We start from the raw sequence: 16018 nt of genomic DNA, 5'->3' as shown, positions 1-16018 counted from the left end.
AAAGTGCTAACTTATCTTAGTTTAGCACTTTTTTTAATTGATTTCTATTGTTTATGTTGTATAAGTGCTTTCTTACCTAAACGATAACCTAAAACACAAGGAATAGCGCAAACACCGAAAAACAATACAACATTAAATGCATTTATCGTTAAAGAACCAAATAAAATAACACAAGATCCTAACATAGCCACTGTCGGCACTACATATCTAAAAATTGGATTTTTAATAGAGTTTAGTCTATATACTTGACTGTATAATAATATGTACAAAATATAGTTAAATACAATCGCAATCTCACTAATATCACTTTCTCCCAAAAGCATATACTTCATGACAAAATAATGAATACCAAACCATACAAATAAAATACATCCAGCGATGACACTTGATTGTTTCGATACACCTGATTCTGTTATATCAACTTGTTTTGAATAGTGTCCCAACATGTCTTTGCTAGCTAAAATTTGTGGCATACGTACCATTGCCATAACAAGACCATTTGTTGTACCTAAAACAGAAATAAGTACAATAATAGACAATAATTTTCCACCGATATTACCTAATAACATATCGCTCACTAAAAATATAGCATTTTTTCCTTCTTTTAAAACCGTGTCCACACCCAAGAAAGATGTTACCCCTAAAAAGTAAAGGACGTAAATACTTAAAATAAGCAGCGGCCCTATAATAAGCACTTTTCTAAATGTTTTTTGTGGATTTGCAACATCATGCACCATCGTTGTCGACACTGTCCAGCCGTCATACGCAAAGCTCATGGGTACTATTGCATAGAGCCAACCTGACATACCTATATCTAGTTGCGATAAACTTTGTAAAGTCGTCTGTTGTTCTTTCCCAAAAATCAATCCTGTAAGTGCAATTAAAAATAATGGAATCAATTTAATAATCGTTGTGAGTGATTGAATACGTCCCCCTAGTTTTGTCGAGAGAGTATTCAAATAAATAAACATAATCATATATACAACACCAATAGCTATTTGAACGAGTAATTCATAATATTTAGGTATTTGTATATCGAATAAGACCAGTGTATAAATGCTTGAAACCCAACATAGAATAACCGTAATCGTCGGTAAATAGAGCGACATAAAAAATAATCCGTATGCACTTGCCCATTTAAACGATACAAATTCTTCAAAATAGCCAACAAGTCCCCCTTCTTTTTTTGAGCGCAATGCCAATTCTGCCATGGCTAATCCACCAAAAACGATACATATTGCTGCCAATATAAATACTAGTACACCTAATGAAACACTTCCATTCGTTGAAGATAAAATATTCGAGGTTTTAAAAAAAATCCCTGACCCGATACAAATACCAATCAACATAGACAGTGCTGTAAAAAAACCAAATTTCTTCTGGTTCATAATAAACTCCTTTTTATTTCATGCTGCGTCAATTATATGTAATTTTTGAACTCTTGACAACTGTTTAATGACAAAGATAGGTCAATAATCAACATCGCAAAATGTTGATTATTGACCTACGTTTAATACAAATCGTGTTGAGGACACCCTCAACACGATTTGAGCTTTTAAACTAAATATACCACTGATTCATTTGTTCAATAAATGTTTTGCTTTTTAAATGAATATCGACATACTCTTCATATAATGCGTCCATAATGCGTCTTAATTCTTTTTTCATAGCATCACTAATATCTATACTCGTGAGTTTATCCATAGAGATACGTTGACACTTTTGTAATAAATAAATTGCATTAGGATTTGCTTGCAAACGATATGTATCTAAATGCCATTGATTTTTAGCAAGTAATCCCCCATATTTTAAAGAATAATCAAAAGGCCCTTGTTCTTCATCAGAAACCATACATCTGTTTAAATTTGGATTGATACCAAAATATCGTAATAATTTTAATTCAAATATTAAGGTGACAACCTCAACATCAAGTCCTTTTTCAATCGCACTCAATGTCTGTTTTAGTAAGTCATATAAATCTTCATTTACAATTCTATCATCAATAACCGCATCGCATAAATTCACAATATACGTTGCATAAGCATGTACATATAAATCTTCTTGTGCCCGTTTAAACAATCCAATATCTTTATATTCTCGTAAAAATGACAAACCATTTCGATTGATTGTTCCTAAAAAAGTAGCCTGTGTAAAAGGCAATAACACTCCTCTTAACACATGATTGCCCGATTTAAAGTGTCGTACAAAAAACATTTGCTTGCCATATTCTTTTGTAAAGATTTTTACCATTGCATCGGACTCTTTATAATCTCTTATAGATAAAACAATGCCATCAAATGTATGTACTTGCACTTAATTACCTCTTTTCTCTTTTTCTTTCCGATATTTTTTCCACGCTTTTTTAGATCCTCTATTTAAATCTTTTTGCTGTTTATAAATGGCATACTCCGTAAACAGCAATCCCATATTGTATCCAACTGGATATAATTGTTTTGCAGGTAAAACAAGTTTTATTTTCTTTAATGGTATTGTATGCATCTGTTTATCAAAATAAACGGTTGCACATTGTTGATACATATCTACCTCATAAATAAGCGCTTCTTTTTTAAGTGTTTGTATCCATACTTTATCTCCCTTTTCATAAGTGATGTCATGGATACGTTTCTGTTTTTGTTTTAAAGGTTCAAACACAATCTGTTCTAATGGATATATATGATGTGTCAGCACTTGTCTTGCTTTTTGGAGTACAATCTCTTCTATTCCCATTTGGCTAGCAATAAAAAACGCATGACTTTTACCAGTCTGTCCCATTTGTAATTGATAGGTTGGTTTTAATGTGTCTTTTTCAAAGAGCATTGCTGCCGTTTGAAAATCGGGATGTTGTAAAGCAAACTCTTTTAGTTCACCGTAATGTGTTGTCGCCACAATTAAACTTCCTTTTTGATAAAACTCCGACAAAATAGCCATACCTAAAGCTGCACCGTCATTAGGTTCGGTACCACTCCCAATTTCATCAAGCAAGACTAATGTATGCCTTTTCGCATCTTTCAAATAAAATGCTAAATCACGCACGTGACTAGAAAATGTACTTAATGCATTCTCTAAGTTTTGATTATCGCCAATATTCACATAAATATCGTCCATAATGGCTATTTGAGTACCGTCCTCACATGGCACAAGCAAGCCAAACATGACCATGACGGTAATCAATCCGATTGTTTTTAGCACAACCGTTTTTCCTCCCGCGTTTGGACCAGTAATCATCAACGCTCGATGTTGACGCCCAATTTCTAAAGACAGTGGAACTGCTTTTTTTAATAGAGGATGTCTAACTTGGCAAAAGCGTATATATTCCTCTTTATTAACTATAACCGATTTACCGTCAATCTGTTTTGAATATTTTGCTCGTGCAAAAATGACATCAAACTCAACAATAATTTCAATTGTTTGATAAATACTATCTAAATCTTGTGCAATCAATTCCGTTAATTCGGCTAAAATTTCATACACTTGAGCAATTTCCGCTGCTTTTAATAATGCTCTTTCTTGTGTTAAACCAACCACGCTATTCGGTTCAATAAATGTTGTTAGACCTTTATACGATTCGTCAATCACAATACCCGGCACTTGATTTTTAAAACTACTCTTAATCGGAATGGTATAGTGAGTATCCTTTTCAACAACAATAAATTCTTGTATTTTTTCTTTATAGCGAGCGTCTTTCAAAAACTTTTTCAATCGCTGTCTGATTTCTTCGTCATTTAGCAATAATGCTCGCCTTGTTTTACGCAACTCTCTACTGGCGTCATCATCAACTTGATTATGTCTAATTTTATCATAAATTACCTCTTCAATATGACAAAAAGAGCCTAATCCACTCGCATATCGACATAAAGTTGGTACTCTATCAACATGCTTATTCAAAAAAGCCGAAATTAATCTTGCACTTCTCAAAAAATCGGCATAATCAACCAACTCATTTGGCTCCAATAATAATCCTTTTTTGATTTTTTGTGTTAAGTGCTCAATATTGGTAAGCCCCATAAATGGCATATACAGACCACTATCTAATAAATAGCACGCTTCGACTGTTTCTAATAACCTTTTTTCTACAGTATCCAAAGAAGACGACGGTTCTCTTTTATCAATTTCCTTTTTGGCATAATCAGATATAGCTAATGATTTTACATATCCTTTTATCTCTTGAAAATTTAGTTCTTGATAATCCATTCTTTCCCTTTCTCAACTTTTGAATTATCGAACAATCAATAATTCAAAAATCTATATCTTTTATTTCTAAAAATTTTGATTTTTTTGTATACATTTGCATAGGGCATATCCTCTTTTCTAATTGATGTACTAACTTTAGCTCAATACAGATACTTTGTCAAAATCTTTGGATACTATTCAATAAAATATACCTTATTTGTAGATAAATGACTCTTTCATCATATTTTTGGTTCTATAATAAGTCGTGTTAGTAGGTTAAAATTCTGCCAACACCATTTGACATAGAACAAAAAAGCAGTGAACAGCTATGCCATTCACTACTAAACTACTTATTTATTTTTTCTTCTTATCTTTCCCACCATGGAATAACTTATCAAAGAAGTTACCTTCCTCATCTGGTAAATCAGCTCCACCTGCTTGTGCGAACTGACGTAATAAGTCTTTTTGTTTATCATTTAAATCACGTGGTGTTAATACACGTACTTTCACATGTTGATCGCCCATAATAGAGCTTCTTAGTTTTGGAGCTCCTTTTCCTTTTAATCTAAAAGTTGTGCCACTTTGTGTCCCAGCAGGAATTTTTAATTTAACATTTCCATGAACAGTTGGTACTTCTACTTCATCACCTAAAGTAGCTTGAACAAAACTAATTGGTTGTTCAAAATAGATTTCTGAACCATCACGATCAAATCGGTCACTTTTAGCTACTGAAAAGATGATGTATAAATCACCATAAGGTCCCCCATTATATCCGGCTTCTCCTTGTCCAGACAATCGCATTTGTTGCCCATCTTCCACACCTGCTGGAATCGTCACATTCACTGTATGCTCTTCATTAGAACGACCTGAACCATGACATGTTGAACATTTCTCTTTGATTTCTTTTCCTGTTCCACCACATACATCACACGCAGCTTGTGTCATTACACGTCCAAAAATAGAATTTTGTTCAACATTGATAACACCACTACCATGACATTTATGACATGTAACCGGATCTGTTCCTTCTTTAGCTCCGCTACCATGACATGTATGACATTCTTCCTCACGACGATATTTAATCGTTTCTTTTTTACCAAAAATGGCATCTTCAAAGCTCAAATTGATACGATATTGTAAATCCGACCCTTGTCGTGCCATATTTCTTGTTCTACCACGAGAACCACCCATACCGCCACCAAAGAATGTATCAAATATATCTTCAAAACCACCGGCACCAAAGCCACCAGAGAAACCACCAAAACCACCGCCAAAACCACCAGCACCAAAATTAGGGTCATTGGCTGCATGCCCGTATTGATCATACGCAGCACGTTTTTGCGGATCACTCAACATTTCATATGCTTCTGAAATTTCTTTAAATTTTTCTTCTGCACCTGTTTCTTTATTAATGTCAGGGTGATATTTTTTTGATAATTTACGATAGGCTTTTTTTATCTCATCATCTGATGCTGTTTTTGACACACCAAGAACTTCGTAGTAGTCTCTCTTTGACATTTTCTCCTCCAAACTTGCAAGATTCTCTTGCTTTTGATCACTAGTACTCCGATCGCTTTACGTATCATCATTCATTACCTTTTTCATGACACGTCCTTTTTAGACAACATCTTTTTAGTAGCAATCGTCCGTTTCATACTGCATCCGTAACTCACTACGTTTTAACGGCTATAGCAATTTATACGGATATACAGCTATCCTATTCAGGATAGCTGCTTATCATCTCCGCTTCTTATTTTACTTCTTCAAAGTCACCGTCAACAACATTGTCATCTGAATTTGTAGAAGAACCTGCATCTGCTTGAGCTGCTTGTTGTGCTGCTGCCGCTTGTTCATATAATTTTACTGTTAAATTTTGAACAACTTCATTTAATGCATCACGTTTTACTTTCATGTCCTCTAAGTTATTTGCTTCAACAGCTGCTTTTAATTCATCACGAGCTACTTCTGCTTTTTTCACTTCTTCAGCATCTACTTTGCCTTCTAACTCTTTCAATGTTTTGTCTACACTGAATAATAATTGATCAGCTTCGTTTCTTAAATCAACTTCTTCTTTACGTTTTTTATCTGCTTCTGCATTTGCTTCAGCATCTTTTACCATGCGTTCGATTTCTTCGTCTGTTAAACCTGAAGAAGATTTGATTGTAATTGTTTGCTCTTTTTGAGTACCTAGATCTTTTGCACGTACGCTTACGATACCATTTTTGTCAATATCAAATGTTACTTCAATTTGTGGCACACCACGAGGTGCTGCTGGAATATCTGCTAATTGGAAACGACCTAATGTTTTGTTATCCACAGCCATTGGACGTTCACCTTGTAACACGTGAATATCTACTGCTGGTTGATTATCTGCTGCTGTTGAGAATACTTGTGATTTACTTGTTGGAATTGTTGTATTACGATCAATAAGTTTTGTAAACACACCACCCATTGTTTCAATACCTAATGATAAAGGTGTTACGTCTAATAAAACAACGTCTTTAACATCTCCTGTAATAACACCACCTTGAATAGCAGCACCCATCGCAACAACTTCATCTGGGTTTACAGATTTATTAGGTTCTTTACCTGTTTCTTTACGAACAGCTTCTACAACCGCTGGAATACGTGTTGATCCACCAACTAAAATAACTTCATCAATATCTGATTGTGATAAACCAGCGTCTTTTAATGCTTGACGTACTGGAACTTTTGTACGCTCTACTAATTCATGTGTTAATTCATCAAATTTTGCACGTGTTAATGTTGTTTCTAAGTGTAATGGTCCTGCTGCACCTGCTGTAATAAACGGTAAGCTAATTTGTGTTGATGTCACACCTGATAAATCTTTTTTCGCTTTTTCAGCAGCATCTTTCAAACGTTGTAAAGCCATTTTATCTTGTGACAAATCAATACCATTGTCTTTTTTGAATTCAGCTACTAAGAAATCAATAATTTTTTGGTCGAAGTCATCTCCACCTAATTTATTGTCTCCGGCTGTTGCTAATACATCAAAAACACCGTCCCCTAATTCTAAGATAGAAACGTCAAATGTACCGCCACCTAAGTCAAATACAAGTACTTTTTCATCTTTATCTGTTTTATCTAAACCATAAGCCAATGCTGCTGCTGTTGGTTCGTTCACAATACGTTCTACTTCTAAACCTGCAATTTTACCTGCATCCTTTGTTGCTTGACGTTGTGCATCATTGAAGTAAGCTGGTACTGTAATAACTGCTTTTTGTACTTTTTCACCTAAATAATCTTCAGCATATCCTTTTAAGTATTGTAAAATCATTGCTGAAATTTCTTGTGGTGTATATTCTTTATCTTCTACTTTTACTTTGTAACCTGCTTCACCCATTTTGCTCTTAATAGAAATCACTGTATCTGGATTTGTCACAGCTTGGCGTTTTGCTACTTCACCAACTTGAATTTCACCATTTTTAAATGCGACAACAGAAGGTGTTGTACGGTTTCCTTCTGGATTTGGAATAATTTTTGCTTCATTTCCTTCTAATACAGCTACTGCTGAGTTTGTTGTTCCTAAGTCAATACCAATAATTTTTGTCATATTTTTTACCTCTTATCTTTCTTTTCTGTTTAAATTACTTTTATCAAAAAGTGATGTTTCTATTGTGAAACGACAACCATTGCAGGACGAATAACTCTATCATGCATTTTATAACCTTGTTGAAACACTTGTACGACCGTATCTGCTTCTTGATCTTCTTGAGCAGGAACGACTTGCACAGATTGGTGATACATCGGATCAAATTTTTGATTTAAAGCATCTACCATTTCAATATTTTCAGCTTTTAATGCAGCCACAAAACTTGAATATGCCATTTCAATACCTTTTTTCAACGCTTGCCCTTGTTCATCAGCCACTTCAATAGCCAATGCTCTTTCTAAGTTATCCAAAACTGGTAACAATTCTTCTGCTAATTTTTGTGAACGATATTTCAATAAATCTTGACGTTCTTTTGCTTGTCTTTTTTGAACATTTTGTAATTCTGCTTGAGCACGCAACACTTTATCTGCCAGCGCATCGTTTTCTTGCTGTAATCGTTCGATTTCCAATTCTTGTTCGGTCTTTTCCACAACCTCTTCCGTCACTTCTTGCGATAATTCCGTTGGTTGCTCCACAGTTTCTTCTACTTCAGGTTGATGTGTTTCTTCTGACACGTTATCCCTCTTTTCCTTATATTATATATCTAAATCATCAAAATACTGGTTGATGCTACCCGATAACTCTTCGCTTAACGCATTCATCAAACCAACAACACGTGCATACGACATATTTGTCGGCCCAATCAAAGCAATAACACCTTTCCCATTGTTCGTTTCATAAGTTGTCGTCACAAAACTTAAATCTTTAAACGCTTCATGATTTAACTCTGAACCAAATTTAATATCCACACCTTGATGTGTCGGTGACATTAACTGATACAAATCACTCGAATTTTCAATCATATTGTATAAGTTTTTTAAATTTGTCCGACTATTTTCATAATCTATGTAATCAAATAAATTGGTTTTTCCAGCAATAAACATGCGATCTGTTTCCATTTTAGTCATCAATTCTTGTAAAATTGGTAAAATATCAAACTGCTCTGAAATATTTTGTCGAATGAGTTGTGGAATATCGTATTGTAATTTATCATAAACTTCGGATAAATATAAACCCACCAATTCATCATTTAAAATACGGACAATTTTTTCTAAGTCATCATGTATAATGCTTGCCGGAATATTAAAAATACGATTTTCAACCATTCCTTTATCCGTTACCAAAATAGCCATTACTTGTGTATCACTTAATGGCACCAATCTAAAACCAGTCAACTTACTTTGTCTTGTTTCAGGACCTAAAACAATAGTTGTATAATTGGTTAAATTAGATAACATTTTCGCTGATATATCCACAATTTCACTAATTTCATGATACCGATGTCTTAATGTTTGTCGAATATCTGTTAACTCTTGTGGTTGAATATTGGCTGTTTGAACAGCCGGTAACATATTATCAACATAAAAACGATACCCTAAAACTGATGGAATACGTCCCGATGAAGAATGTGTTTTTTCTAAAAAACCCAATTCTTCCAATTTCATCATTTCATTTCGAATCGTTGCAGAACTAAACGGTAAATCAGCTTCTTTTAATAATGTTTTAGAACCGACAGGTTCTTGTTGTTCAGCATACAATCGAATAATTAACTGCAATATTTTTAATTGACGTTCGGTTAGCATATTCTCACCTCTTTACCATAACGTCTTTGTTCTGGCACTCTTTAATCTCAAGTGCTAAAAAGAGTTTAACATCTTTTAGCACTCTTGTCAACAATGTGCTAATTTTTTTGTTTTATCATAAAAATAACGTCAAACAACCGTATTCTACGCTTATTTGACGTTATCATTTGTTTTATCAACACACTAATATTTTTCACGAATTATGAAAAGTATTTAACAATTTTCTCCTTTAATAGTATGATAGATATAATAAAACTTAGGAGGAAGAACATGTCATCACTGCAACAATTACAAAATGGTTCAGATATTCGTGGTATCGCCATTTCAACAACAGATTATGAAGCAAATTTAACAGAAAAAGAAATTCCTAGTATCGTATCTGGAATTATACATTGGGCAAGACAAACTCAAGAAAATAAGTATCAAAACGGAACACTAACAATCGGTATTGGAAGAGATAGTCGTATTAGTGGAGAAACATTGGTCAATGCCTTTATTCAATCTGCACGTGAACAAGGCGTCAATCTTATTGATTTTGGGCTTGCCACAACACCTGCCATGTTTATGAGTACACAATTTGAAATGTTTAAATGTGATATTGGTATTATGATTACCGCAAGTCATTTACCTTATTATTTTAATGGTATTAAAATTTTCAGTGCAGTAAGTGGTGCAGAACACGATGATATTGACTATATTTTATCACACACAACTCCTAACACAAATGGTCGTATAGGAACAATCAAAACAGATGATATTTTAACACCTTATGCACAAGATTTAGTACAAAAAATCAAAAACGGGATGCAAACAACTGATGAAACTCCTCTTAAAAATATGCACATTATTGTTGATGCAGGAAATGGTGCAGGAGGCTTTTTCGTCGATAAAGTGCTAGGTGCTTTAGGGGCTAATACAGCTGGATCCCAATTTTTAGAACCCGACGGTACATTCCCAAATCACATTCCAAATCCCGATAACAAAGAAGCAATGGAAAGTATTAAAGAAGCAGTTATCCGTCATCAAGCAGATTTGGGTATTATTTTTGATACAGATGTGGATCGTTCGGCTATCGTAACAAAAAGTGGACATCTTTTAAATCGTAATAATTTAATTGCTGTTTTAAGTCAAATCGTGTTACGAGAGCATCCTCATTCAACTATTGTAACCAATTCACCAACAAGTTCACATTTAAAAGTATTTATTGAGCATTTAGGTGGGAAGCAATGTCGTTATATTTCTGGATATAGAAATGTCATTAACAAAGCTATTCAACTGAATAAAGACGGTGTGAATTGCCCACTAGCTATTGAAACGAGTGGACATGCGGCATTTAAAGAAAACTATTTTTTAGACGATGGAGCATACGTTATTGCCAAATGTTTAATGCTTTTACCAACGTTAATGCAACAAGGGAAAACTTTTGATGATTTAATTAGTACATTAAAACAACCCGTCGAGACATTAGAAGTACGTTTTAAATTATCGGGACAACACTTTAAAGAGCAAGGTCAACGTGTTATTCAAGATCTAGAAAACACCAAAATTGACGGTTTCCAAATAGATTATGAAAATGAAGAAGGCGTACGCTTTAATATAACATCACCATACGGTAATGGATGGTTCTTATTACGCTTAAGTTTGCACGAACCTTTACTCGTCTTACAAATCGAAAACGATGAAATGGGCTTCATGCCAAGTGTCCTAAAAACACTCCACCACTTTTTCAATCAATTTGATTTTGTAAATCAAGAAAAATTACGCGTACATTTAAATGAGGAAAATAAATAATGCCAATATACCAAAAGTGGAGAACCAACGCTTAAAACGTTGGTTCTCCACTTTTCAAATAGAGCAATTTTCAATCAGTATTTTAATGTACTCAAAAAATTCAATGCCATACTCACTAAGTAAGAATTATTTTGAATAGTAAAAATCGAAATCGCTTTTTGTGCTGCATCTAATGCTTCATTCTCAAAATTTTTCTCTTTTAATAACTGTGCACGCATCAAATATGAATCACCTAATAAGTACATGGATTGGTGTAAAACAGCTAAATCAATGCCAAATGATACATACTTAAGAGCTAAATCAAAATTATCAGTTAAAAAATACGCTTGGGCTAAATTGTAATACAATCTAACGCCCTCTTCCCATTCTGTTAATTGTGCAATTTTTGGTAAAATATCTTCAAAAACACTAATAGCTTTAGTATATTTTTTATCATTACTATAAATATTACCAATCATCATTTGTGCTTTCACATGAACAGGGTTGTCGCTTTCTGTTCTTTCAAGTAAGTTATTCAAAATAAACATTGCTTCTTTTTTATTGTGTTTATAATGATACAAAACAACTGCCTTAATCCAATCATAGTATAAACGCTCTACTGGAGATAATTGAACATCATTTGTTTTGCTCACGATAAAATTTAACGCACTGTAATTATTCGCTTTTAATAAATCTTTCACTTCGGACGAATAAAAAGTTGTGCTATCATCAAAATTGAATAAATCATCAATAAATGATTTTGGAATTTTTAACTTATGAACAACTTTAATGATAATCTCAATGGACGGTAATAATTCGTTTTTCTCAATTTTACTAATAATCCCCTGTGCACATACACCTTCAGCAAGTTCTTTTTGAGAAAAACCTAATTGTTTTCTTCTTTGTTTAAATGTTATGGCTATTTTTTGTCTCAATTCGTCTTTTGTCCGCATAGTTACCTCATTCCATTCTATTTATGATAATTTTTTATTTATTATATATTATTATACCATATTTTCACTTCTTGGAATAAAATCATTAATATTTTTTGAATATTTAATCAAATTTCTGCACAAACTCGATTTTTATTGATGAAAAGATAGTTTCATATATTATCGCATCTGATTGTACATAATTATTTCTTGACCATATAATAAGATATTGTTGTAAAAGTCAGTATGTAATGAAAATAGATACCCATATCATGATTGTTTAATTAACAGAAAAAAATGGTACTCTAACATTTTAAGTGTTAGAGTACCACTTCTTTTGAGTCATCATCTTATTTTATGATGAGAACTCTTTTTCTTAATTTTCTTGTTTCGCTTGTTCTTCAACTTGTTCGTAAAATTCTTTCCACATAGACAATACATTGTCTTTTGCATAAAAAATATTTCCTTTGGCAGATGCTTGTTGTGCTTGTTCATAATATGATTCATCTTGCTTTAGACGATTTAGTACAGACACAAATGTATCAATAGAATTTGCCTTTTCATAAAAATCGAAAAGAATATCTTCATATATTTCTAAATCTCTTAGTAGAATTGGGGTATTGACACACATTGCCTCTAAAATGGTCATTGGAAATAGTTCTTCAAAAGAAGCAAGTAACATCACATCTGCTAAATTATAGACTTCATTCATATATTCTCTATCAACAATACCTAAAAATTTAACATTGTGTGGTGGATTATCGACAACTTTTTCAATTTCTTTGTAGCCGTCACTTATTTTCCCAAACGAGAAACCACCTGCCCATACAAACTGAATATCGGGAAGTTGTTCTGCCATTTTCAATACATCAAAGATACCTTTTCTGGTTTGTAATTGCCCTGCAGATAAAACAACAAAGGCGTCTTTATCTATTCCGTACTTTTCTCTTAAACGCTCTTTTTCATCTTTTGATACTTTGTAAAAATCATCACCTGATACATAATTAGGAATATATGTAACTTTATTACGGTCAATACCATATTTTTCGAGTTCACCAATAAAATATGGATTAACAGTTACTAAGTAATCCATGCTTTTATAAAATTTAATCATATACCAAAAAAAGATTTTTTTAATTGGTTTGGGTAAATTCAAACTGTTTTCAACTGTTTCTGGTAGCATGTGTACATAACCAACTGATTTACCATTTTTTGTCATAAACCATTTTGAAATGGCAAATTTAAAATCAATAGTATGGTAGTGTGTAATTTCACTACATTTTAAAGCGTTCTCGAATATATCAAACTCATCTGCTAAGCCATCTTTGACTAAATTGACTTGTTCAATATAAGCAGAACCAACACCTTGCCCTTTCACACTTGTTGCACTAGAAAGCATATTGATTTGACTTTTTTTCAAAGATTTCACTTCTTTCTATTTTATACGATTTATTATGAAAAGAAATTCGTTAACCATGGCCAAATATGATGAATAAAGAAGAAAATCATTTCTTGCATCATCACGGTAAAGACATAGGTCGAAACAGCTTTTGTTGGGATAAAAATCCATACAAATTTTTTGAATGACATTGTGGTTAAACCTGCAATCATACATAAAATATCATCTGGAGCAGCAGGTAAAAAGAACAAAATACCTAAAATCCATGAGAAACGTTTTTCATTTCTTGTCCAACCCATATATTTATCATATGTTTCATCTGATACAAAACATTTTACAAAAAACTCTCCATACTGTCTTGCTAAATGAAAGGCAATCATAGAGCCTATAAAAATACCTATGTAATTATAAACGAATCCCCATTCATAGCCCCAAACGACCGTTCCACTAACAGAAACCGCTCCTCCGGGAATAATAGGTAAGACAACTTGAATAATTTGTATCAAAATGAATAAAATCGGTCCAAATACACCCAATTGTTTTAAGTGTGTTTCAAACATACCACCTTGGTCAGTCGGTTTAAAATAGGTACCTGTTGCAACCCATATCGCAATCAACACTGTTAAAACTAGACCAACCGTGGCACCAATTTGGACAATTTTACGATATTTTTCTGATATTTCTTTTTTCTTTTCATCTTCTAATTGTTTCATAAATTGTTCCTGCATGTACATACATCCTTCGTTTTTTGATAATTTTTATCATACTACACTTTATCATTTTTTGACATCAGTCTAAAGTATTAAGTCAATAGAAAAACATCCATAAGACGATAAATAATCAGTACCGCCCAAACAAATATGGATACATATCCAATGACGACACTATACTTTTTAAAAAATTGCATTGTCGTAAAAAAGCGGTCTGCTTTATAATTATAAAATAATAAAAAAAATCCTACTAAAACATAGCCAAAAAAGACGTATGGCAAAATAGAATAGCGAAAAATCACTTCTCCTATTTCTTCTATACCAATGAGTACAAATGGGAAAAGAATGATTGAAAACCCTATTTTATACAATATTTTTCTAAATATTAAATAGACGAATGCAACAACCAAGGGTATCAAATACCATATTAACTCTGTTATTGTCATCATGAATACACATTTTTCCTTTCATATCATTAAGCCTGTAACATTCTAAGTTTATACCAGCACTACAAAAAGGTCAAACAAAAGTATTATAAGCCGAAATAAAACCGGATAGTACAATACATTTAAAATAGCTTAATCCTAAGAAAAAATATATGTATATGTTCATATAAACGTAAACGAATAAAATTAGATTTGATATATTATCAAAAAACGATGCATTGACACCTTAATATACACTCTTTTTTCATTATGTTCCATATCATATACATCATTCTCATTAGTGAAATATTATCGAATGCTATTCACTATCAGTATACTGACACCAATACAATTTGATAAAGAACCATAATTTGATAAAGAACCATAATTTTAAAGGTGTTGGTAGCTTCCTTTTGGAAGATACCAACACCAAATATTATAGAACCTCTTTTGCTGAGGTTCTCCTATATCTTATACAAAACGCCTTTAAAACTATCTACTATAAACAAAAAACAGCCTTTATACAAAGACTGTTTCATTATAATTAGCCAACTGATACAACTTCTTTACCGTCGTATTTACCACAAGATGGGCAAACGTGATGACTTTTTTTCAATTCGCCACAATCTGCACATGCTGTCATACCTGGTACTTCTAATTTAAAGTGTGTACGACGTTTTGCTTTTCTAGCTTTTGATGTTCTTCTTTTAGGTACTGCCATGTTCTACACCTCCTGATTACTGTCTATCTTATATTGGTATTCACCAAAGTTGTTACAGACTTTGATCTTCGTCTTCCTCATTTAAAAGGAGAGTTTTTAACCCTGCAAGTCTAGGATCAATATTGTCTTCTGCTTCTTTTTGTTTCTGCATATTGTATGCATCTTCAGTCAAAAGAACCCATCCATTACCACTTGGTAAATTGTCGTCCTCTTGTTCTGTTTGAGATAAAACTTTTAGTGGTAAACTTAACAAAATACTATCAATAATCGTTTCTGTTAAATCAACATAATTTTCCTCAATAACAGTAACAATTTCCTCTTTAGCCACCTCTACATACTGAGATAAGTAGCCTTGTTCAACATATCTTTCAGATACATCAATCATTAAAGGAACTTGGACTGGCTCCAATGTTCGTGAAGAAGGTAGAGTAACAGTAACTTCTACAACAAACGTCGCAATAACGCTATGATTGTCATACAAAAGTGACCCATTCAACTTCACAGGTGATACATCTATAATGTCAGATTCACGCTTTATCAGTGATTGTTTCAAATCCACTTCTTGCAAAAATTTTAACGGTTCAACACCATGTTCTTCAATTTGTTTCATTGACCATTTCATCTTATCACTCCTA

13 protein-coding genes and 1 pseudogene are annotated in these 16018 nt (G+C 32.9%); 1 reads left to right on the top strand and 13 read right to left on the bottom strand.

Annotation, left to right across the window (positions count from 1 at the left end; all coding sequences use genetic code 11):
* Positions 1 to 44 precede the first annotated feature (44 nt).
* From GMA11_RS01835 to hrcA, 7 genes and pseudogenes are all read right to left on the bottom strand, one after another.
* A complete protein-coding gene (locus GMA11_RS01835; RefSeq protein WP_163545502.1) occupies positions 45 to 1388 on the bottom strand; it encodes an APC family permease in 1344 nt (447 codons plus the stop codon).
* A 172-nt stretch (positions 1389 to 1560) separates the two neighbouring features.
* Entirely contained in the window at positions 1561 to 2313 is a 753-nt protein-coding gene (recO, locus tag GMA11_RS01830; protein WP_163545501.1) for a DNA repair protein RecO, read from the bottom strand.
* Positions 2314 to 4191, bottom strand: a complete 1878-nt coding sequence (locus GMA11_RS01825; RefSeq protein WP_163545500.1) for an endonuclease MutS2 — start codon at positions 4189 to 4191, stop codon at positions 2314 to 2316.
* A gap of 333 nt (positions 4192 to 4524) precedes the next feature.
* Entirely contained in the window at positions 4525 to 5688 is a 1164-nt protein-coding gene (gene dnaJ / locus GMA11_RS01820) for a molecular chaperone DnaJ (protein WP_163545499.1), read from the bottom strand.
* Between the two features lie 232 nt (positions 5689 to 5920).
* Entirely contained in the window at positions 5921 to 7744 is a 1824-nt protein-coding gene (gene dnaK, locus GMA11_RS01815; RefSeq protein ID WP_163545498.1) for a molecular chaperone DnaK, read from the bottom strand.
* A 59-nt stretch (positions 7745 to 7803) separates the two neighbouring features.
* Positions 7804 to 8361, bottom strand: a pseudogene (gene grpE / locus GMA11_RS01810) (nucleotide exchange factor GrpE); the annotation flags it as partial.
* A gap of 18 nt (positions 8362 to 8379) precedes the next feature.
* On the bottom strand, positions 8380 to 9426 hold the full coding sequence (gene hrcA / locus GMA11_RS01805) for a heat-inducible transcriptional repressor HrcA (RefSeq protein ID WP_163545496.1): 1047 nt from the start codon (positions 9424 to 9426) through the stop codon (positions 8380 to 8382).
* 270 nt (positions 9427 to 9696) lie between these two features.
* Between hrcA and GMA11_RS01800 the strand changes: the two genes are divergently transcribed.
* A complete protein-coding gene (locus GMA11_RS01800) occupies positions 9697 to 11217 on the top strand; it encodes a phosphomannomutase/phosphoglucomutase (protein ID WP_163545495.1) in 1521 nt (506 codons plus the stop codon).
* Positions 11218 to 11291: 74 nt separating this feature from the next.
* Here the strand turns inward: GMA11_RS01800 and GMA11_RS01795 are convergent, their stop codons facing one another.
* The 6 genes from GMA11_RS01795 to GMA11_RS01770 all read right to left on the bottom strand — a co-directional run bounded on the left by GMA11_RS01795 (position 11292) and on the right by GMA11_RS01770 (position 16005).
* A complete protein-coding gene (locus GMA11_RS01795) occupies positions 11292 to 12149 on the bottom strand; it encodes a helix-turn-helix domain-containing protein (RefSeq protein ID WP_163545494.1) in 858 nt (285 codons plus the stop codon).
* A 355-nt stretch (positions 12150 to 12504) separates the two neighbouring features.
* Positions 12505 to 13557, bottom strand: coding sequence for a glycosyltransferase family 4 protein (locus GMA11_RS01790; protein ID WP_370516560.1), 1053 nt, complete (start codon positions 13555 to 13557; stop codon positions 12505 to 12507).
* Positions 13558 to 13580: 23 nt separating this feature from the next.
* Positions 13581 to 14255, bottom strand: a complete 675-nt coding sequence (locus tag GMA11_RS01785) for a TVP38/TMEM64 family protein (protein ID WP_240328871.1) — start codon at positions 14253 to 14255, stop codon at positions 13581 to 13583.
* A 74-nt stretch (positions 14256 to 14329) separates the two neighbouring features.
* Entirely contained in the window at positions 14330 to 14686 is a 357-nt protein-coding gene (locus GMA11_RS01780; RefSeq protein ID WP_163545493.1) for a hypothetical protein, read from the bottom strand.
* A gap of 520 nt (positions 14687 to 15206) precedes the next feature.
* A complete protein-coding gene (gene rpmF, locus GMA11_RS01775) occupies positions 15207 to 15383 on the bottom strand; it encodes a 50S ribosomal protein L32 (RefSeq protein ID WP_163545492.1) in 177 nt (58 codons plus the stop codon).
* A gap of 52 nt (positions 15384 to 15435) precedes the next feature.
* Positions 15436 to 16005 (bottom strand): DUF177 domain-containing protein, encoded by a 570-nt coding sequence (locus GMA11_RS01770; RefSeq protein WP_163545491.1) that lies wholly within the window; start codon positions 16003 to 16005, stop codon positions 15436 to 15438.
* Positions 16006 to 16018 lie beyond the last annotated feature (13 nt).

Source organism: Granulicatella sp. zg-ZJ (genome assembly GCF_010892355.1).
GTDB lineage: Bacteria > Bacillota > Bacilli > Lactobacillales > Aerococcaceae > WM01.
This window is presented reverse-complemented; position numbering and strand designations above follow the sequence as displayed.

Bases quoted from the DNA above. Each gene is read 5' to 3' on its own strand.
- GMA11_RS01780 (WP_163545493.1), bottom strand. From the start codon at position 14,686: ATGATGACAATAACAGAGTTAATATGGTATTTGATACCCTTGGTTGTT.
- dnaJ (WP_163545499.1), bottom strand. From the start codon at position 5,688: ATGTCAAAGAGAGACTACTACGAAGTTCTTGGTGTGTCAAAAACAGCA.
- dnaK (WP_163545498.1), bottom strand. From the start codon at position 7,744: ATGACAAAAATTATTGGTATTGACTTAGGAACAACAAACTCAGCAGTA.
- GMA11_RS01785 (WP_240328871.1), bottom strand. From the start codon at position 14,255: ATGCAGGAACAATTTATGAAACAATTAGAAGATGAAAAGAAAAAAGAA.
- GMA11_RS01770 (WP_163545491.1), bottom strand. From the start codon at position 16,005: ATGAAATGGTCAATGAAACAAATTGAAGAACATGGTGTTGAACCGTTA.
- GMA11_RS01835 (WP_163545502.1), bottom strand. From the start codon at position 1,388: ATGAACCAGAAGAAATTTGGTTTTTTTACAGCACTGTCTATGTTGATT.
- GMA11_RS01795 (WP_163545494.1), bottom strand. From the start codon at position 12,149: ATGCGGACAAAAGACGAATTGAGACAAAAAATAGCCATAACATTTAAA.
- rpmF (WP_163545492.1), bottom strand. From the start codon at position 15,383: ATGGCAGTACCTAAAAGAAGAACATCAAAAGCTAGAAAAGCAAAACGT.
- GMA11_RS01825 (WP_163545500.1), bottom strand. From the start codon at position 4,191: ATGGATTATCAAGAACTAAATTTTCAAGAGATAAAAGGATATGTAAAA.
- hrcA (WP_163545496.1), bottom strand. From the start codon at position 9,426: ATGCTAACCGAACGTCAATTAAAAATATTGCAGTTAATTATTCGATTG.
- GMA11_RS01800 (WP_163545495.1), top strand. From the start codon at position 9,697: ATGTCATCACTGCAACAATTACAAAATGGTTCAGATATTCGTGGTATC.